This window comes from Citrobacter freundii ATCC 8090 = MTCC 1658 = NBRC 12681, assembly GCF_011064845.1.
In the GTDB taxonomy this organism is placed as follows: domain Bacteria; phylum Pseudomonadota; class Gammaproteobacteria; order Enterobacterales; family Enterobacteriaceae; genus Citrobacter; species Citrobacter freundii.
Genome location: NZ_CP049015.1, coordinates 873834 through 894244, shown reverse-complemented (window position 1 = coordinate 894244; position 20411 = coordinate 873834). Strand labels below are relative to the sequence as shown.

Sequence of the window (20411 nt, the reverse complement as noted above, 5' to 3'; positions counted from 1 at the left end):
CCTGGGCCAGGTTTATGATGATTAACGATAAAGCAGAGTATAGGTCGCTTGTGCGGTATAATCACCGGTAGTTGGTAAAGTGCTACCAACCTGGATAACCTCAGCTTTATAATTAAAAACCACGCTCTCGCCGTTAGTCTTATTCAGTGCCGCTTCAGGATCTGAGCCATCAAATTTCACGTAGTTGCTGCTCCCTTCTGGAAGCATACGTACCCCGAGGTTCTGCGCAGTCCCTGTCGCCTGCAAGACTTCATCGTCGTATCCGGCAATACGCGTCCCATCAAATTTGATATTGAGGTTGGCAACCGCAGCATCACATTCTGTCAGCGTAATCGCAAAAGATTGCGTGTCGCCGACTTTTTTATCTTCGCCAAACGCAGTTTGAGAAAGGTTGTTAAACGTCACAGTACCGTTTGTCGCTGTACCGTTTACATCAACCACGCAACTATCGGGAAGAATTTTCCCATTAAACGTTACCGTCCCGGTATCAACGGCAAAAGCAGATGTTGCTACAGTTGCCATTGCACTACTGACAAGCAACGAGATGATAATTTTTTTGCACATAACGTATTCCTTACATATGTTCACAAAAATCAATGAAGAGAAAAGTTAACACAGAGGGGAAATAGACAATGGCTGGAGAAGTGCTGGAATATAAATCCAACAACATCATAGATATAATATATCTTTATCAACTCATTCAGTTTAAAACATTCCCTTGTGTCATCTATTCTACGTACCATGATGAATAAAAGCTAATCAACACATTCACCAAAAATAAAGAAACAACACACAACATCTTGTTTTAGCAGAACAATTTATGGAAATAATATTTTCTTAATGGTGGTTTTAGCCAGCATAAACATATTCATAAAAACAATATCACTCACATATGCATACGGGTAGATAATAAAAAAACGCAGAAAAAATAGAATAAAATCAACCAACCGATGATACATACAAAAAAAATAATATATTGAATTTATGATTAAACGGAAAATATAGGCAGGAAACACCATCACTGTTCACCCTATCCTGAGCTTGCTATACAGACCGAAATGCGAATACAGCAAGAGGGAGAATTCCCCCACATCAGCAGGCACCGATGCGGGGGAGGACAGCTAAAAAATCAGTTACCGCCAAACATATCTTTTATCCAACCAGCCACGCCATCGCTGTCTTTCTTCTCTTGCTGCGGCGGTTGCTGCTGTTGAGGCTGCTGCTGCGGCTGTTGAGAAGATTGATCGAACGGATTCCCCGACTGCTGCAGCATTTCACCCTGCTGACACAGCGAATCAGGATCGGTGGTCCATACCGGAAGCGTGCGCATCCCGCCGCTACAAACGAAGTTACCGTCGTAGTCTACGCCCATATCCACCACATCCTCCGGTGGCGTCAGCACCAGCGGTGTTGGCGTCTGGTTAGCCAGATAACGCTGATAAATCGACATCGCGCCGCTGGCACCGTACAGCTTGGTTGGCTGGTTGTTATCGCGGCCCACCCAGGTGATGGTCACCTGGCTGCCGTCGATCCCGGCAAACCAGGTATCCACGTTGTTGTTGGTGGTCCCGGTTTTCCCTGCCAGATGCAAGCCAGGATATTTCGCGCCAAGCTGACGACCCGTACCACGCTGAACCACCTGCTGCATGGTCCACAGCGTCATATACGCCGCCTGCGCCGGAACGGCACGCTCAGCCTGCGGGAAGCTCTGGTACAGCACGGTACCATCTTCGGCAATCACCGAACGCAGCGCCGACAACGGCGCACGGTTCCCGCCGCTGGCGATAGTCTGGAACGCCTGTGCTACTTCGATTGGCGTCAGGTTCAACGCCCCGAGCAGCATGGCCGGAACCGGGTTAAGCTGATCTTTCGGCGCGCCCAGCTTCAACCAGGTATCAGTCACGGCAGGCAAGCCCAGCGCCATCCCCAGATTTACCGTCGGTACGTTCATGGAGCGGGTTAACGCATCCACCAGCATCACTTTTCCGCTTTCGCTATAGCGACGATCATCGTTCTGTGGCGACCAGACCTGACCGTTCGGCTGACGTAGCGCAATCGGCGCATCGGCAATCCAGGTATTCAGGCGGTAAAGCTTCGGCTGGCTGAGCGCAGTCAGATAGGTCGCCGGCTTCGCCAGAGAACCAATCGAACGACGCGCCTGCATCGCACGGTTATAGCCCGCGAACTGCGGCTCTGCCCCGCCAACCATGGCGCGAACTTCGCCACTGAATCGGTCAACCACCACAATCGCGGTTTCCAGATCGCTCAGCTTACGCTGTTTCTTCAGCACCGGAATGCCTTCCACCGCCGCTTTTTCCGCAGCGTCCTGCGCCACGGAATCAAAGGTGGTGAAAATTTTCACGCCGGAGAGATCTTTAACTTTATCGCCGAGTTTCGCCTGTAGCTCCTGACGCACCATCTGCATAAAGGCAGGCTGTGGCGAGATCACTCCACCACGCGGCTGTACGCCTAACGGACGCGCGCTCAGCATGTCATACAGATCCTGATCGATGATCTGCTGCTGTTGCAGCAAACGCAGCACGAGGTTACGACGCTCCAGCGCCAGCTTCGGGTTACGCCATGGGTTATAGATTGACGCCCCTTTAACCATCCCCACCAGCAACGCCTGCTGGTCGAGACTCAGTTCTTCCACCGGACGACCGAAATAATAGAGGCTCGCAAGCGGGAAGCCGCGAATTTCATTATCGCCGCTTTGACCGAGATAGACTTCGTTCATGTACAGCTCAAGAATGCGATCTTTGCTGTAACGCGCATCCATCAGCAGCGCCATGTAGGCTTCGTTGGCCTTACGCCAGTAAGAACGTTCGCTGGACAGGAACAAGTTCTTCACCAGTTGCTGAGTCAGCGTACTCGCCCCCTGCACCGTGCGACCGGCCGTCAGGTTGGCCAGCACCGCACGACCAATCGAGTAGAGGCTGACGCCATCATGCTCATAGAAGTGACGGTCTTCGGTTGCCAGCAGCGTATCTACCAGCAGATCCGGGAATCCACTGCGCGGGACAAACAGGCGCTGCTCGCCGTTAGGTGAAGAGAGCATGGTAATCAGGCGTGGATCGAGACGGAAGAAACCGAACTGGCGGTTGTTATCCATATTCTCGATAGTGTCCAGATGATCGCCATCAAAGGTCAGACGTGCGCGCACCTGCCCTTCTTTACTGTCCGGGAAGTCAAACGGACGACGAATCATCTCAATGCTCTTCGCCTGTACGGTGAATTCGCCCGGACGCGTCATCTTCGAGACCTGACGATACTGCGTGGCCTCTAGCAGCTTCACCATCTCGTTCTTGCCGATGGGCATTTCTGGCTCAAGGTTAACCATGCGGCCATATACTGCCGCCGGAAGCTGCCAGACTTTACCGTCGATACGGCTACGGATTTTTTGGTCCAGATAGACGCCGTAAATGGCGATCAGCACCAAAAAAACAATCGACAGTTTTACCAGCAGCCAGAACCAGCCGCGTTTACCACGAGGCTTACGCCCTTTGCCTTTACCCTTACGCGGCATCGGTTCTTCATCCTCATAGTCATCATCATCATAATCGTCGTCATACTCTTCATCTCTGAGTTGACGACGGCTCACCTTTTGTTTCACCGGACGCGAGGGTTTCCCTTTACGTCCAATTGGCTCGCGGTCATTCCCCGCCATGCTTTTTCTCCGCAACATTCAGGCGCAAAGGCCCGATTCTCTGTTCTTCCGTCCTGCGACAGAAGAAGAAATCTCTCAATTTATGAATACTTTTTGGTGCGCCGCGTTGGCGCGGTATTCGCCGGATCGTCCGGCCAGACATGTTTGGGATAACGCCCTTTCATCTCTTTTTGCACCTCGCGGTACGATCCCTGCCAGAACGCGCTTAGATCGCTCGTCACCTGTAGCGGTCTTTGGGCCGGAGACAACAGCTCCAGTACCAGCGGCACGCGTCCCTGGGCGATAGTCGGGGTGTTTGCTTCACCAAACATTTCCTGCATCCGAACGGCCAATACAGGAGGATTATCCTCATGATAGCGAATGGCAATCCGGCTTCCCGTTGGCACAGTGTAATGCGCTGGCAGTTCACTATCCAGACGTTGCAGCATTGACCAGTCCAGCAAACCGCGCAATGCCTGACCCACATTGAGTGCTTTTAACGCGCGTAAAGAGTGCACACCGCTCATGTGCGGCAACAGCCAGAGCTCGAGCGTCTTCAGCAGAGAATCCTCATCTACCGCAGGCCAGTCGTACTCCGGTAACCAGTTTGCCGCACATTGCAAACGCAGCCGAAACTGCTCGGCCTCCGGCGTCCAGTTGAGCACACTTAGCCCTTTATCGCGAATACCATTCAGCATCGCCTGATGCAACTCTTCTTCCGAGGGCTTGGCTAGCGGCTGTACTTTTACCGTCAACTGGCCGATACGCGACCGACGCAGTGCTTTTAACGTTCCCTGGGCTTCATCCCATTCGATGGTGTCGGACTGTTGCAGCAGTTCAGGACACGTCTGCATCAACGCTTCAATATCCAGCGGCAACGCTAACAAAATACGCGCATCTGGCGATGCGCTACCCTGCAGTAACAGCGGCGCTATCAGCCACTCATGGCGCCCCAGGGCGTCATCGACATCCAGCATCGCGCCCATGCCGTTGGCCAGTTGATAGCGCCCTTCTTGTCCACGTCGACGGGCGATCCGATCGGCAAACGCTTGCGACAGCAACAAAGGGAGCAACGCGATGTCGGGCTGCCCGCTGCGTACGTTAAGCCGTTTCAATAATTGTTGACTGCGCTGCTGCCAGGCGGGCTGATTTCGTGAAAACGCCACAGCTAAATCGGTGCTGCCCCCGCGCGGCGGCTCTTCCAGAATTGCGGCCAGTTTTGCGGCCGATGCCGCTTCATCGTCATTTTTGGTGCTAACCAGCATAGCCGCTAAACGGGGATCATTACCCAAAGCCGCCATTTTCTGCCCACGGGCACTGAGCCTGTCGCCCTCAAGCGCGCCCAGCATCTGCAACAGCCGTTTTGCCGCCTGCAGGTTAATAGCGGGCGGCGTATCCAGCCAGTTCAGTTGCTCAGGATCGGTACATCCCCATTGCAGCAGCTCCATCAGTAGTCCGGACAGATCGCTCTGTAATATCTCAGGCTCTCCCTGCGCCGCCGCTCTTTCCGCCTGCTCTTTGGCAAGCAAATGTAGGCAGATACCTGGCTCCAGACGACCAGCTCGCCCGGCTCGCTGTGTCATCGATGCCTGGCTAATGCGCTGGGTAATCAACCGCGTTAAACCGGTACGCGCGTCATAGCGCGCCACGCGCTCCTGGGCGCAATCCACCACCAACCGGATGCCTTCAATCGTTAAGCTGGTTTCGGCAATATTGGTCGCCAGCACCACTTTGCGCTTACCTTGCGGCGCGGGCAAAATCGCCTGACGCTGCTCAGCCAGCGTCAACGCGCCGTACAACGGACATAACACAACATCGCCGCCCACACGCGTTGCCAGTTGTTCCTGCACACGCAGGATTTCCCCAACGCCCGGTAAAAACAGCAGCAGCGACCCGCTTTCATGGCGCAGTAGCTCCGCCGTGGCTATCGCCACCGCTTCGTCAAAACGCAGATGTGCCGCCAGCGGCTGATACCGTCGCTCGACGGGGAATGTGCGGCCTTCAGAGATAATCATGGGCGCATCGGGCAATAACTGCTGCAAGCGCCCGTTATCGAGCGTTGCGGACATGATCAATAGTTTCAGATCGTCACGAAGACCTTGCTGTACATCCAGCAACAGCGCCAGCGCCAGGTCGGCCTGCAAGCTCCGTTCGTGAAATTCATCGAGGATCACTAACCCGGCGCCAGTGAGTTCGGGATCGCGTTGGATCATGCGCGTCAGGACGCCTTCCGTCACCACTTCCAGCCGGGTCTGCGACCCCACGCAGCTTTGCGCGCGCATGCGATAACCCACGGTCTCACCGGGCTTTTCGTTCAGCAACTCCGCCAACCGCTGCGCCACGTTGCGTGCCGCCAGACGACGCGGCTCCAGCAAAATAATCCGCCCCTTGATGCCACCATGTTCAAGCAGTCGCAACGGCAGCCAGGTCGATTTCCCGGCACCGGTCGGCGCGGTCAGCAGCACCTGCGGCGAGGCATCAAGGGCGGTAAACAGTTCAGGCACTACGGCGGCAACGGGCAACGACGTCACAAATAGCTCCAGAGGGTTAACATTCTTCGCGCTGCATTGTAGCATCGCGTTAATTCATAACCGAGTATCCATCATGTCTGAGCCAAAAAGGCTGTTCTTTGCGATTGAATTGCCTGGCGCAATCCGTGAGCCAATTGTTCACTGGCGTGCGGAGCAGTTCCCCGCAGAAGCCGGGCGTCCCGTTGCAGCAGAAAACCTGCATCTGACGCTGGCCTTTTTAGGTGATGTCAGCGCAGAGAAGCAACAGGCGTTGTCGCAACTAGCCGGACGCATTCGCCAACCAGGTTTTACGCTCAAACTGGATGATGCCGGGCAATGGCTGCGCTCGCGGGTCGTGTGGCTGGGGATGCGTCAGCCACCGCGCGGACTGTTACAACTGGCGAATATGCTGCGGGCGCAGGCCGCACGCAGCGGATGTTATCAAAGCCCGCAGCCGTTTCACCCACATATCACGCTGCTGCGCGATGCCGGACACGCGGTTCCCATCCCCCCACCGGGCTTTGGCTGGTCATTTCCGGTCACGGAGTTCGCACTTTACTCCTCTTCATTCGCACGAGGACGCACGCGTTATACGCAGCTGCAACGCTGGACGCTGACTGAATAATTAAAGGGACTGTTTATGCAATTTTCTCCACCTTTACAACCTGCAACGCTCATCCAGCGCTACAAGCGTTTTTTAGCGGATGTGATCACACCGGATGGCTCAACGTTAACGTTACACTGCCCAAATACTGGCGCGATGACCGGATGCGCCACCCCGGGTGATACCGTCTGGTATTCGACATCAGAAAATACTAAACGGAAATATCCACATACCTGGGAATTAACGCAAACCCAATCCGGGGCATTTATTTGTGTTAACACGCTGTGGGCCAATAGATTAACGAAAGAGGCGATTCAGCAGTCGCTAATTTCAGAAGTTTCAGGCTACAGCGTCTTGAAAAGTGAAGTAAAATACGGCGCCGAAGGGAGCCGTATCGACTTTTTGTTACAGGCAGATTCCCGACCTGACTGCTATATTGAAGTGAAATCAGTCACGTTGGCGGAAAAAGAGCAGGGTTATTTTCCCGATGCCATCACTGAACGAGGTCAGAAGCATCTTCGGGAATTGATGAGCGTAGCGGCTGAAGGCAAGCGGGCAGTGATATTTTTCGCCGTGCTGCATTCAGCTATTACACGGTTTTCACCCGCGCACCATATCGATGCAAAATATGCGCAATTATTAGTTGAAGCACAGCTTAAGGGGGTAGAAATTCTGGTTTATAAAGCGGAACTTTCTGCCCATGGCATGACTCTTAAAGAGCCGTTGCCCATTACCTTGTAATGGTGTAAACATTTGGTTAATTAGTATTCTGGACGCGTGGGCAAATACGCTTTTCCTCACAGGGTTGTCAAGTGTTACGTTTAGATAATTGCTATCCGGAAAAGCATCTGCTATTTATAGCGACCTGATTTTTCCCCCGAACATGGGGATCGATAGTGCGTGTTAAGGAGAAGCAACATGCAAGAAGGGCAAAACCGTAAAACATCGTCCCTGAGTATTCTCGCCATCGCTGGGGTGGAGCCGTACCAGGAGAAACCGGGCGAAGAGTATATGAACGAAGCCCAGCTGTCGCACTTCAGGCGTATTCTTGAGGCATGGCGTAATCAACTTAGGGATGAAGTTGATCGCACCGTATCTCATATGCAAGACGAAGCGGCTAACTTCCCTGATCCGGTGGACCGCGCCGCGCAGGAAGAAGAATTCAGCCTTGAGCTGCGTGACCGTGAACGCAAACTGATCAAAAAGATCGAGAAGACGCTGAAGAAGGTAGAAGACGAAGATTTCGGCTACTGCGAATCGTGCGGCGTAGAAATTGGTATTCGCCGTCTGGAAGCGCGTCCGACAGCCGATCTGTGTATCGACTGCAAAACGCTGGCAGAAATCCGCGAAAAACAGATGGCAGGTTAATTCCGGTCATTTTTACCACGTTTACTACAGGCGGGAGTTTCTCCCGCCTTATTATTTGTCAGTCCGTAAAATGAGCGATTCACACTATATTGGCCGCTTCGCCCCTTCCCCCTCCGGCGAACTGCACTTCGGTTCACTGATTGCCGCCCTCGGCAGTTACCTGCAGGCTCGTGCCCGGCGCGGAATCTGGCGAGTACGCATTGAAGATATTGATCCCCCTCGTGAAGTTCCCGGTGCCGCAGATACGATCCTGCGTCAGCTGGAACATTACGGCCTGCACTGGGATGGCGATATTTTATGGCAATCCCAACGCCACGAAGCCTACCGCGAGGCGCTTACCTGGCTGCATCAGCAAGATCTGAGCTATTACTGCACCTGCACGCGAGCGCGTATTCAAAGCGTCGGCGGTATTTACGACGGTCACTGCCGTGAGTTACGCCTCGGGCCAGAACAGGCGGCCGTCCGTATTAAACAACGCCATCCCGTGATGCAGTTTACTGACCGGCTACGCGGTGTGATTCAGGCTGACCCGCAACTTGCTGGTGAAGATTTTATCATCCACCGCCGCGACGGGCTGTTTGCCTATAACCTCGCCGTGGTAGTTGATGACCACTTTCAGGGCGTAACGGAGATTGTTCGCGGCGCCGATCTCATCGAACCCACGGTGCGGCAAATCTCTTTGTATCAGCAGTTTGGCTGGCAAGCGCCTGACTATATTCATCTTCCGCTGGCGCTCAACGAACAAGGCGCTAAACTTTCAAAACAAAATCATGCACCTGCGCTACCACAAGGCGATCCGCGCCCGGTGATTATTGCCGCGCTACGCTTTCTCGGCCAGCGTGCCGATATCCCGTGGCAGGAGATGCGTGTGGACCAGATCCTGGAGTTTGCCGTTGAGAACTGGCGTCTGACAACAGTGCCAGAATCAGCGATCTTAAATCCGGCATTCTCAAATGCGCCACGCTGAGCTATGATTAGCCGCTATTTTTACACAGCAACACTTGTTCTGATTGAAGTTTGACACTACCGAGGTGCACTATTTTTACCCGAGTCGCTAATTTTTGCCGCAAGGTGCTAAGCCGCGAGGAGCGCGAGGCTGAGCTCGCCGTCGCCCGTCCACATATGACGGTAATTCCGCGTGAGCAGCACTCTATCTCCCGCAAAGATATCAGTGAAAATGCCCTGAAGGTAATGTACAGGCTCAATAAGGCCGGATACGAGGCATGGCTGGTTGGCGGTGGTGTACGCGATCTTTTGCTGGGCAAAAAGCCGAAAGATTTTGATGTCACTACTAACGCAACGCCGGATCAGGTGCGTAAACTGTTTCGTAACTGTCGCCTGGTCGGTCGCCGTTTCCGTCTGGCTCATGTCATGTTCGGTCCAGAAATTATCGAAGTGGCGACGTTCCGCGGCCATCATGAAGGCAGCGAAGCCGATCGTACCACGTCGCAACGCGGGCAAAACGGTATGTTGCTGCGCGACAACATCTTCGGCTCCATTGAAGAAGATGCCCAACGTCGCGATTTCACGATAAACAGCCTGTATTACAGCGTGGCCGATTTCACCGTGCGTGATTACGTCGGCGGTATGCAGGACCTCGAAGAGGGCATCATTCGCCTGATCGGTAATCCGGAAACGCGCTATCGCGAAGATCCCGTGCGTATGCTGCGCGCCGTGCGCTTTGCCGCCAAGCTCGACATGCGTATCAGCCCGGAAACCGCAGAGCCGATCCCGCGTCTGGCAACGCTGCTGAACGACATTCCTCCCGCACGCCTGTTTGAAGAAGCACTTAAGCTGTTACAGGCGGGCTATGGGTATGAAACCTATAAAAAACTGCGTGAGTACAGCCTGTTCCAGCCGCTGTTCCCAACCATTACACGCTACTTCACCGAAGACGGTGACAGCCCGATGGAACGCATTATCGCTCAGGTGCTGAAGAATACCGATAACCGCATTAACAATGATATGCGCGTTAACCCGGCGTTCTTGTTCGCCGCGATGTTCTGGTATCCGTTACTGGAAGCCGCGCAGAAAATTGCGCAAGAAAGCGGTTTGGCCTACTACGACGCTTTCGCGCTGGCAATGAACGACGTGCTGGACGAAGCCTGCCGCTCGCTGGCGATCCCGAAACGTCTGACCTCGCTAACCCGCGATATCTGGCAGTTGCAATTACGTATGTCCCGTCGTCAGGGTAAACGCGCCTGGAAGCTGATGGAACATCCAAAGTTCCGCGCAGCTTATGACCTGTTAGCACTGCGTGCCGAAGTAGAACACAACGCTGAACTGCAACGACTGGCGAAATGGTGGGGTGAATTCCAGGTTTCCGCGCCGCCGGAACAAAAAGGCATGCTGAACGAACTGGATGAAGAGCCTGACGTACGCCGTCGCCATCGCCGCCCGCGTAAGCGTGCGCCGCGTCGCGAAGGTAGCGCGTGACCGTCGTTTATATCGCCATCGGCAGTAATTTAGCTTCTCCCCTGGAGCAGGTGAATGCTGCCGTGCAAGCGATCGGCGAAATCCCTGACAGCCGTATCGTTGCGGTTTCTTCGTTTTATCGTACCCCCCCGTTGGGTCCACAGGATCAGCCCGACTATCTGAACGCCGCCGTGGCTCTGGATACCGCTCTCGCCCCCGAAGCGTTGCTGGATCATACCCAGCGAATTGAACTGCAACAGGGCCGGGTGCGCAAAGCTGAACGCTGGGGACCGCGAACGCTGGATCTGGATATTATGTTGTTCGGCGATGAAGTGATTAACACGGAACGTTTAACCGTGCCGCACTACGACATGAAAAATCGTGGTTTTATGCTGTGGCCGTTATTCGAAATTGCGCCTGAGCTTATTTTTCCGGATGGAATCAGACTGCATCAGCACCTCACCCATCTTGGTACTGCAAAACCTGCACACTGGTAAAGTATCTCCTCCCCTTTAGCGTTTACTGCTTTAGCGCCAAACGATTGCTTAAAACAATTGCCCCCCTGAATGTGACTGTTAGAATGCCGATAAATATGACTTTCATCATCAGGAAATGTTATGAAACCCACTACCATTTCACTGCTGCAGAAATGCAAGCAAGAGAAAAAACGCTTCGCGACAATTACCGCCTACGACTACAGCTTTGCCAAACTATTTGCTGACGAGGGCATTAACGTGATGCTGGTTGGCGACTCGCTGGGCATGACGATCCAGGGACATGACTCCACTCTGCCTGTCACCGTTGACGATATCGCCTACCACACTCGCGCTGTGCGTCGCGGCGCCCCTAACTGTCTACTGCTTTCCGATCTCCCATTTATGACGTACGCCACCCCGGAACAGGCGTTTGAAAACGCCGCGGTGGTTATGCGTGCGGGCGCCAACATGGTCAAAATTGAAGGCGGCGCGTGGCTGGTTGATACGGTGAAAATGCTCACCGAACGCGCCGTACCGGTTTGCGGCCATCTGGGGTTAACTCCGCAGTCGGTGAACGTGTTTGGCGGCTATAAAATTCAGGGCCGCGGCGATGCCGGACAAGTGCTGCTGGATGACGCGCTGGCCTTAGAAGCCGCTGGCGCTCAGCTGTTGGTGCTGGAGTGCGTGCCGGTTGAGTTGGCGAAGCGCGTCACTGAAGCACTTTCTATTCCGGTTATCGGTATTGGCGCAGGTAACGTCACGGACGGGCAAATTCTCGTCATGCACGATGCGTTTGGCATTACCGGTGGTCATATCCCGAAATTTGCGAAGAATTTCCTCAATGAAGCAGGCGACATGCGCGCCGCAGTGCGGCAGTATATGACTGAAGTGGAGTCCGGCGTTTACCCGGGCGAAGAACACAGCTTCCATTAATTTATCCGCCAGCACGCCATTACGCCGGATGGTGACGCTACGCGCCTTATCCGGCCTACATCTTCACGCGTAGGCCTGATAAGCGAAGCGCCATCAGGCATCGTATTTAAGGAGTCTTGTTGTGTTAATTATTGAAACCCTGCCGCTGCTGCGCCAGCATATTCGTCGTCTGCGTCAGGAAGGTAAACGCATCGCACTGGTTCCCACCATGGGAAATCTGCACGACGGCCATATGAAGCTGGTCGATGAGGCAAAAGCCCGGGCTGATGTGGTAATCGCCAGCATTTTCGTCAACCCGATGCAGTTTGACCGACCGGACGATCTGGTGCGTTATCCGCGCACACTGCAGGAAGATTGTGAAAAGCTGAACAAGCGCAAAGTCGATTATGTTTTTGCACCAGCCGTTGAGGAAATCTATCCACAGGGTCTGGAAGGCCAGACTTTTGTTGAGGTTCCCGGTCTCTCCACCATGCTGGAAGGTGCCAGCCGTCCGGGCCATTTCCGTGGCGTTTCCACTATCGTCAGCAAGCTGTTCAACCTTATCCAGCCTGACCTCGCCTGCTTCGGCGAGAAAGATTTCCAACAGTTGGCGCTGATCCGCAAAATGGTGGCGGATATGGGTTATGACATTGAGATCGTTGGCGTGCCGATTATTCGCGCCAAAGACGGCCTGGCGCTTAGCTCACGTAACGGTTATCTGACCGCAGAACAGCGTAAAATTGCGCCGGGTCTGCACAAAGTGATGAATAGCATCGCAGAAAAACTGATTGCGGGTAATCGTGAGTTGCAGGAGATTATTGCTATTGCCGAGCAGGAGCTGAATGAAAAAGGCTTCCGCGCCGACGATATTCAGATTCGTGATGCCGACACGCTGCTGGAGCTGACGGAAACCAGCAAACGCGCGGTGATTCTGGCTGCCGCCTGGCTGGGTCAGGCGCGTCTGATCGATAATCAAAGCGTTACATTAGCCCAGTAGACAGGGGTTAAAAATCGGGCAATACTGCCTGAGAATTTCTCAAAGCAGGCCAGTTTCGTCTGCTTAGCCAAGGTAAACGACAGGGTATAGAAGTTATGATTCGCACCATGCTGCAAGGCAAGCTCCACCGCGTAAAAGTCACGCAGGCGGACCTGCATTACGAAGGCTCCTGCGCCATCGACCAGGATTTCCTCGATGCCTCAGGTATTCTGGAAAACGAAGCTATTGATATCTGGAACGTAACCAACGGTAAACGTTTCTCAACCTATGCAATTGCGGCTGAACGCGGCTCCAGAATCATCTCGGTGAACGGAGCAGCGGCGCATTGCGCTGATGTTGGCGATATTGTAATTATCGCCAGCTTCGTCACCATGTCTGACGAAGAAGCCCGCACCTGGCGTCCGAAAGTGGCCTATTTTGAAGGCGACAACGAGATGAAGCGCACCGCGAAAGCTATTCCGGTACAGGTTGCCTGACAGTACTTACCCCTGCGGCTGATTGACTATCAGCCGCGACATCGTCTCCAGCGAATCCGTCCTTAAAATATAAAGCCTTTTCAATAAGAACTGATTATCTCCCGGCTTAACCTTCCCTCTCACCGTGGTGACCGCCATGTGGAATCCCGCGTCGCCTGCTGCTTTTACCGCCGTGGCGTTATAACCCCCAAACGGATACGAAAGATACAGAACATGAGGATTAAACTGGGACAATGCCCGGCGCGAACGGGCGAAATCGAACAGAATATTATGATAGCTGCGACTCAATAGGATCGGCCGGCGATTCGCATCAACCCGATGCAAAAAATGGGTATGCGACTGGAAGTCGAACACGTCGCGGATCTCGTTCAGTTCAGAAAGACTCATAAACTGCAGCGATTTCGGATCCCACTTCTGCGGGTGGCGCTTGATGCGTGAGGAGATGATAAACGCCGTGGCCTTCATGCCGTGCTGCTTCAAAATGGGGTAAGCATAACGGCTCACTGACTTGAGACCATCATCAAAAGTCAGCACCACCGCCCGCGCCGGGAGATTCATTTTATTCTGCACGTAGCCTTCCAGTTGATACATCGTCAACGTGGTGTAGCCGCGATCCTGAAGCCAGGCCATCTGGTTGCTGAAAGCGCGTACGGAGGTTGTGGTGGAGGTATGGCGAAAGCGGGTATTCTCTTCATCGCGCAAAATATGATGGTAGGTTAACACCGGGATGCCGTTGTCTTCCTGCGCATCCAGCGCGCTAACATAGGCCAGTCGGCCACCAATGCGAATCTGGTACCAGGTCTGGTTGAGTCGGTCTTTAAGCTTGCTGATAATCGGATAACGCAGATTATCCGCCAGCACGCCAAACGGGGCGCTACCGACATCCGGAGCGTTATAAACCGATGTATCTTTCCAGGTTATCAGACTTTGGTTACTGAGCGGTTTATTGAGATCGCCCAGACCATCATCGACTTTCTGCCGCCCCTGAACGGGCTCCAGGTGTCCCTTATCAATAAACCCGGTGCCAAAACCAAAGGAAAATTCGTAATAGTCTGCCGCAATAGGCTCAACAGCGAGGATCTGCCCGGCGCGAATATTCCCAACCGTCACCATCTTATTGCCAATCTGCGCCCATACGGCGGCGGCTTCGGTGGTTTGCATATAACGAGCAGGCAAAGCCGCAGCGACGCTGCCAGAAAACAGGAGCAATAAAACAAGCAGAACGCGCATAACCATATGAGATAACCGAGGCGAGTAACCTCGGCTATTGTAGCAAAAGCATCATCAATACCAATGATTAATACTCATACAAATCATGCTTCAATACGAAGGGGGGATTTTTTTGTTGTTGATGCCAGAGGCTGGAGACTTCGGGGCCTCCAAGTGCGACGATGCAATCCCGAAACGCAGAACTGCTCAGCGATTCCCGTGACGAAATCATTCGCTCAAGCAATGGATAGCTGATACCTGAAATCACTTCACACTGGGGATGTTTATGACTCATTAACGACGCTACACGGTAAGGCGCAGCCCCAGCCATATCCGTCAGGAATACCACACCCTCACCTGAATCTGTAGCATGCAGAGCATGGCACATCATGCGGCTTAGCATATTCGAGCTGAGTCCACGCCAAAAACTTACCGCCTGACATTGGGCCAACGGGCCGTACTTTTTCTCCAGACGATGCAGCATATCCTGTGCCTTATCGTCATGACAGGTAATTACCCAACCTAACATTGCCTACCTCCTTAGCAGGCAAGTAGTTTATCAGTGTGATAAATCCATAATGGTGACAAGCATCAAAAGTCTTCCTCTCCCAGGCAAGGAGAGGAAGAAAGAATTAGCTGCGTAGGCCGCGTCCGCGCTGAATCAGGTACCAGCACAGCAAATAAAACGCAGCGATAAACACCACCAGCACACCAAACGTGGTGACCAGCGGAACATCATGAATCCCCAGAAAGCCGTAGCGGAAACCGCTAATCATGTAGACAATCGGGTTCAGATGCGACAGCCCCTGCCAGAACGGTGGCAGCAGCGTTAGCGAATAGAACACGCCACCCAGATAGGTCAGTGGTGTCAGTACGAAGGTTGGGATCAGGCTGATATCGTCAAAGGTTTTAGCAAAGACAGCGTTCAGCAAACCGGCCAGCGAGAACAGTACCGCCGTTAACATCAGCGTAAGCGCCACAAAGACCCAGGAATGCACCTGGAAAGGCACGAAGAACAGTGAAATAGCCGTTACCAGAATGCCTACACACAAGCCACGTGCCACGCCGCCGCCAACGAAACCGGCGATGATCACGTGCGTTGGTACCGGGGCAACCAGCAGCTCTTCAATATTGCGTTGAAACTTAGCGCTGAAGAATGACGATGCCACGTTTGCGTACGAGTTGGTGATCACCGCCATCATAATCAGCCCTGGCACGATAAACTGCATGTAGCTAAAACCATGCATTTCGCCGATACGCGAGCCGATCAGGTTACCAAAGATAATAAAATAGAGCGTCATGGTGATGACGGGGGGAACCAGAGTCTGAACCCAGATACGCATAAAGCGGTGGATTTCTTTCGCCCAGATGCTTTTCAGCGCCACCCAATAAAGTTGCATCATGCGCGATCTCCTTGTTTTTCATGAACCAGAGAAACAAACAGTTCTTCCAGTCGGTTCGCTTTGTTACGCATACTCAATACCTGAATGCCCTGCGCGCTCAGCTGAGAGAAGACGCTGTTAACCCCCTGTTCACGCAGCACCTCCACTTCCAGCGTGGAAGTGTCGACCAGCCGGTACTGATAACCGTCCAGTTTCGGCAGCGGGCTTTTCGGCGCCAGATCGAGGATAAAGGTCTCGGATTTCAGCTTGGAGAGCAGACCCTTCATCGAGGTGTTTTCCACCAACTCGCCGTGCTGAATAATGCCGATATTACGACACAGCATTTCTGCTTCTTCGAGGTAGTGAGTGGTCAGAATAATGGTGGTGCCTTTGTCGTTTAAATCCTTTAAAAAGCCCCACATTGAACGACGCAGTTCAATGTCGACACCCGCCGTTGGTTCATCCAGGATGAGTAATTTTGGCTCGTGCATCAGAGCTCGAGCAATCATCAGGCGGCGTTTCATCCCGCCGGAAAGCATGCGCGCACGCTCGTTACGTTTTTCCCATAAATCGAGCTGCTTTAAATATAATTCGCTGCGTTTGACCGCCTCTTTATGCTCAACGCCGTAGTAACCCGCCTGGTTGACCACGATCTGCTGCACGGTTTCAAACGGGTTAAAGTTAAACTCCTGCGGTACCAGACCAAGCTGGCGTTTCGCGTTAACCGTATCTTTTTCGAGATCGTATCCGAAGACGCTCACCCGCCCGGAGGTTTTGTTCACTAGCGAGCTGATTATTCCAATGGTGGTGGACTTTCCTGCGCCATTCGGTCCCAAAAGCGCATAAAAATCACCCGCTTCGACTTGCAAATCTATCCCGCGTAACGCTTGAACGCCACCGGGATAGGTTTTTTTAAGTTGTTGAAGTTCCAGAGCAATGGTCATGGTTTTTTACTTACCTTACGTTCTGACATTTTATATATAGTTTAATTAATGCTGGAGTTACCCTATATTAGCCCATCGAATTTATCTGGCTTCGGGTCGTACAACTCCATGAAAGACATAGATACACTCATCAGCAACAATGCACTATGGTCAAAGATGCTGGTAGAAGAGGATCCCGGATTTTTTGAAACGCTGACGCATGCACAGAATCCGCGTTTTCTATGGATTGGATGTTCCGATAGCCGCGTTCCCGCTGAACGATTAACCGGTCTTGAACCGGGCGAATTATTTGTTCACCGCAATGTTGCCAATCTGGTTATTCACACTGACCTGAACTGTCTCTCAGTCGTTCAGTATGCGGTGGATGTGCTGGAAGTGGAACATATTATTATATGCGGCCACTACGGATGCGGCGGCGTCCAGGCGGCGATTGAAAATAAAGAACAAGGGCTGATTGATAACTGGTTACTGCACATCCGCGATATCTGGTTCAAACACAGCTCACTGCTGGGCGAAATGCCGCAGGAACGTCGCATGGACACCCTATGCGAACTGAATGTCATGGAGCAGGTCTACAACCTCGGCCACTCAACCATTATGCGTTCAGCCTGGAAGCGCGGTCAGAAAGTTACCATTCACGGCTGGGCTTACGGTATTCATGACGGTCTATTGCGCGATCTCGACGTCACCGCCACCAGCCGCGAAACGCTGGAGCAGCGCTATCGCCAGGGGTTGTCTAACCTGAGTCAGAAACACAGCAACCATAAATAATGTGACATTGCCGGGAGGCGGAGACGCCTTACCCGGCCTACAAACCTACGCCGTAGGTCTGATAAGCGAAGCGCCATCAGGCGCTCCCGCCAATTACTCGTCCAGCAGCACCACTTTGCCAACATACGGCAGATGGCGATAACGCTGGGCATAGTCAATGCCGTAACCGACCACAAACTCATCTGGAATAGAGAATCCGATAAACTCGACCGGAACATTCACTTCACGACGAGAAGGTTTGTCCAACAGCGTGCAGATAGCCAGGGATTTCGGCTCGCGCAGGCTCAGAATTTCACGCACTTTGGACAGCGTATTGCCGGAGTCGATGATGTCTTCGACAATCAGCACGTCTTTGCCACGAATGTCTTCATCCAGGTCTTTCAGGATTTTAACATCACGCGTAGTAGACATTCCGCTGCCATAGCTGGATGCCGTCATGAAATCGACTTCGTGGGAGACATGCACTTCACGGCACAGATCCGCCATAAACATAAATGAGCCACGTAACAGACCAACCAGCACCATATCGCTGCCGCTGTCTTTGTAACGTTCGTTAATCTGGCGCCCCAGTTCAGCAATACGCGCTTTGATCTCCGCTTCCGGGATCATCACTTCAACAGTATGTTTCATAAACCCTATAACTCACTGATTTTTATCAGTTGACACATCATGCAGATCGAAAGAAAGCGCTTACGTTGATACACCGACTGACAGACGGCGACCCGCTCTAACCACAAAACTTGCGACAGCATACAAACAATTCAGTTGATGAAGTATACCAGTAAAGAGAGCGGGTTCCTCTGATAGTTCACAGGAGAACCCGTTTGCGTCGTTTTTTGTATGCTTATTAAGCAAAACCTGGTTCGCACGACAGCATGTGGCTAAAACGTTTCCCAATGCGGGTCTTGTGTCGTACTCCCCGCAGAGGTTGCTTGTGGAGCATCCTTAGGCGGTTTCCGATGCTCACTGTTGGAGGTATCGCGAGTGATGCGAAATGCTGCCACGGCCAGGCGTAACTGTTCAGCTTGTTGTTCCAACGAAGCGGCGGCGGCGGCAGACTCTTCTACCAGCGCGGCGTTTTGTTGTGTAACACTGTCCATCTGCGAGACCGCGAGACTCACCTGCTCAATCCCCCGACTCTGTTCCTCTGAGGCTGAAGCGATTTCCCCCATGATGTCCGTCACGCGGGTGACCGCAGCGACAATCTCTTTCATCGTTTTACCCGCGTCCGACACCTGCTGAGATCCCATCCCCACGCTGTGAGTTGAGTTATCAATCAACGCTTTGATCTCTTTGGCTGCCTGAGCGCTACGGCTTGCCAGAGTACGGACTTCACCCGCTACAACAGCAAATCCTCGTCCCTGCTCTCCTGCTCTGGCTGCCTCAACCGCCGCGTTGAGCGCCAGGATATTGGTCTGGAAAGCAATACTGTCGATGACGCTGGTGATCTGCGCAATTTGCTGTGAACTACCGGCAATTTCACTCATCGTGTGCACGACAGTATCAACAACCCGTCCACCACGCGCGGCAGTATCAGACGCATTCTTAGCCAGTTGAGTCGCCTGTTTCGCATTGTCCGTATTTTGCTTCACGGTTGCAGTAAGCTGTTCCATGCTGGCGGCAGTCTCTTCAAGTGAAGCAGCCTGCTGTTCGGTACGCGAAGACAGATCGTTGTTACCTGACGAGATTTCCGCTGCACCGCTATGAATCGTTTCTGAGCTGTTACGCACCGACGTGACTGTCGAAATCAGCGACTGTCGCATTTCATCTAACCCCGTCGCCAAACGCCCCATTTCATTACGTCCCTGGACGTCGAGTTGATGGGTCAAATCACCACGGGTAATAATGCGAATATGCTCCATAATCTGCGCCAGGGGTTTAAGCAGCATATGCTGCAACCCACTCCAGATCATGCCCAGAACGATGAGCACAGCGACGACAATTGCCCCTAATGTCCATTGCATGCGGGTAAAGCTGTGCTGATTCTCCGCCGCCGCGTGCTGAAGCAACGCGTTATTTTCGTTACGCCACTGGTCATAGCTGGCTTCCATTTCATCTTGCGCCTTCTGAGCATCAAGATCGCCATAGGCCTGATAGTTATTCGCGCGCAGATACTCTATCGATAACGCCATCACGTCGTGCATCTGCCGATACTGTTTTTCCATTTCAGATGCAATTTGCGGATTCTGCCCCGACACCTGCGGCAATGACTGATAATGCGCGAAGTATCCTTCAGCCTTCTTCATCGACTCACTCGCCGTTTTTAGCAAAGTATCAATTGCCGCCAGTGAGGCCGGATCGCGTTGGTTCTTTAAGAAACGAATTGCTACGCGGGTTACCGTTACCCGGGTTTTAATCAGCGTATTGACGCTATCACTCAGATTTTCCTGTTGGGCATTCAGGGTGCCTGAGTTCTGGAAATTATGGCGATCATTGTTTACTGCAGAATAAAAAAAACTTCCTGTCACGGCCTGTAGCAAACAGAAAATGGCGAGAACCAGAAGAATGCCGGTAATAACGCGCACATTTTTAATCATAGTATTTCATCCATTGAACTCACATTGGGTACCCAATGATTATCGGCTCTAAAGGCGATTACTTTATGTGCAATAGCAGAATTAGCAGGAGGAGGGAGTCGTGCGATGAAACGCTGTAAAGAGACTGTGTCTCATCCGGCTTACGAGAGATTTCTGTAGGCCGG

The 20411-nt window shown here is 52.8% G+C and carries 19 protein-coding genes; 10 read left to right on the top strand and 9 right to left on the bottom strand.

All coding sequences use genetic code 11. The features are described from left to right. Window positions 1–21 precede the first annotated feature (21 nt). From G4551_RS04295 to hrpB, 3 genes are all read right to left on the bottom strand, one after another. Window positions 22–564, bottom strand: coding sequence for a fimbrial protein (locus tag G4551_RS04295; RefSeq protein ID WP_003837506.1), 543 nt, complete (start codon window positions 562–564; stop codon window positions 22–24). A 565-nt stretch (window positions 565–1129) separates the two neighbouring features. After that, window positions 1130–3667 (bottom strand): bifunctional glycosyl transferase/transpeptidase, encoded by a 2538-nt coding sequence (mrcB, locus tag G4551_RS04290; RefSeq protein WP_003837501.1) that lies wholly within the window; start codon window positions 3665–3667, stop codon window positions 1130–1132. 80 nt (window positions 3668–3747) lie between these two features. Continuing rightward, entirely contained in the window at window positions 3748–6177 is a 2430-nt protein-coding gene (hrpB, locus tag G4551_RS04285; protein ID WP_003837500.1) for an ATP-dependent helicase HrpB, read from the bottom strand. 73 nt (window positions 6178–6250) lie between these two features. Here hrpB and thpR point away from each other — a divergent pair, with 73 nt between their 5' ends. From thpR to panD, 9 genes are all read left to right on the top strand, one after another. Then, window positions 6251–6781 (top strand): RNA 2',3'-cyclic phosphodiesterase, encoded by a 531-nt coding sequence (gene thpR, locus G4551_RS04280; protein ID WP_003018620.1) that lies wholly within the window; start codon window positions 6251–6253, stop codon window positions 6779–6781. Window positions 6782–6796: 15 nt separating this feature from the next. Continuing rightward, entirely contained in the window at window positions 6797–7501 is a 705-nt protein-coding gene (gene sfsA / locus G4551_RS04275; RefSeq protein WP_003837495.1) for a DNA/RNA nuclease SfsA, read from the top strand. Window positions 7502–7678: 177 nt separating this feature from the next. Beyond that, on the top strand, window positions 7679–8128 hold the full coding sequence (gene dksA, locus G4551_RS04270) for an RNA polymerase-binding protein DksA (RefSeq protein WP_003837492.1): 450 nt from the start codon (window positions 7679–7681) through the stop codon (window positions 8126–8128). A gap of 70 nt (window positions 8129–8198) precedes the next feature. Further along, a complete protein-coding gene (gluQRS, locus tag G4551_RS04265) occupies window positions 8199–9095 on the top strand; it encodes a tRNA glutamyl-Q(34) synthetase GluQRS (protein ID WP_003837490.1) in 897 nt (298 codons plus the stop codon). A gap of 71 nt (window positions 9096–9166) precedes the next feature. Beyond that, on the top strand, window positions 9167–10564 hold the full coding sequence (gene pcnB / locus G4551_RS04260) for a polynucleotide adenylyltransferase PcnB (RefSeq protein ID WP_203237415.1): 1398 nt from the start codon (window positions 9167–9169) through the stop codon (window positions 10562–10564). Continuing rightward, a complete protein-coding gene (folK, locus tag G4551_RS04255) occupies window positions 10561–11040 on the top strand; it encodes a 2-amino-4-hydroxy-6-hydroxymethyldihydropteridine diphosphokinase (RefSeq protein WP_003837487.1) in 480 nt (159 codons plus the stop codon). The genes pcnB and folK overlap by 4 nt, the downstream gene beginning before the upstream one ends. Before the next feature lie 120 nt (window positions 11041–11160). Further along, window positions 11161–11952: a 3-methyl-2-oxobutanoate hydroxymethyltransferase gene (gene panB / locus G4551_RS04250; protein ID WP_003018636.1), complete on the top strand. Its 792-nt coding sequence runs from the start codon at window positions 11161–11163 to the stop codon at window positions 11950–11952. A gap of 121 nt (window positions 11953–12073) precedes the next feature. Continuing rightward, window positions 12074–12928 (top strand): pantoate--beta-alanine ligase, encoded by an 855-nt coding sequence (gene panC, locus G4551_RS04245; RefSeq protein ID WP_003018638.1) that lies wholly within the window; start codon window positions 12074–12076, stop codon window positions 12926–12928. A gap of 95 nt (window positions 12929–13023) precedes the next feature. Next, window positions 13024–13404, top strand: coding sequence for an aspartate 1-decarboxylase (gene panD, locus G4551_RS04240; protein WP_003018640.1), 381 nt, complete (start codon window positions 13024–13026; stop codon window positions 13402–13404). A 6-nt stretch (window positions 13405–13410) separates the two neighbouring features. On the opposite strand, the gene G4551_RS04235 is transcribed toward panD, so the two are convergent. The 4 genes from G4551_RS04235 to G4551_RS04220 form a co-directional block, all read right to left on the bottom strand. Then, window positions 13411–14640 carry a polysaccharide deacetylase family protein gene (locus tag G4551_RS04235; RefSeq protein ID WP_003837485.1) on the bottom strand — a complete coding sequence of 410 codons (1230 nt, stop codon included), beginning with the start codon at window positions 14638–14640 and terminating at the stop codon, window positions 13411–13413. 61 nt (window positions 14641–14701) lie between these two features. Next, the gene (locus G4551_RS04230; protein WP_003837482.1) at window positions 14702–15142 is read right to left on the bottom strand and encodes a PTS sugar transporter subunit IIA; all 441 of its coding nucleotides are present in this window, start codon (window positions 15140–15142) and stop codon (window positions 14702–14704) included. 103 nt (window positions 15143–15245) lie between these two features. Then, window positions 15246–16016 carry an ABC transporter permease gene (locus G4551_RS04225; RefSeq protein WP_003018647.1) on the bottom strand — a complete coding sequence of 257 codons (771 nt, stop codon included), beginning with the start codon at window positions 16014–16016 and terminating at the stop codon, window positions 15246–15248. Beyond that, window positions 16013–16939, bottom strand: coding sequence for an ABC transporter ATP-binding protein (locus G4551_RS04220; RefSeq protein ID WP_003837480.1), 927 nt, complete (start codon window positions 16937–16939; stop codon window positions 16013–16015). The genes G4551_RS04225 and G4551_RS04220 overlap by 4 nt, the downstream gene beginning before the upstream one ends. Before the next feature lie 108 nt (window positions 16940–17047). Between G4551_RS04220 and can the strand changes: the two genes are divergently transcribed. Continuing rightward, window positions 17048–17710, top strand: coding sequence for a carbonate dehydratase (can, locus tag G4551_RS04215; RefSeq protein WP_003018654.1), 663 nt, complete (start codon window positions 17048–17050; stop codon window positions 17708–17710). A gap of 93 nt (window positions 17711–17803) precedes the next feature. Here the strand turns inward: can and hpt are convergent, their stop codons facing one another. Further along, window positions 17804–18340: a hypoxanthine phosphoribosyltransferase gene (gene hpt, locus G4551_RS04210; protein ID WP_003018658.1), complete on the bottom strand. Its 537-nt coding sequence runs from the start codon at window positions 18338–18340 to the stop codon at window positions 17804–17806. Between the two features lie 251 nt (window positions 18341–18591). Further along, entirely contained in the window at window positions 18592–20247 is a 1656-nt protein-coding gene (gene tcp / locus G4551_RS04205; RefSeq protein WP_003837476.1) for a methyl-accepting chemotaxis citrate transducer, read from the bottom strand. Window positions 20248–20411: the final 164 nt, after the last annotated feature.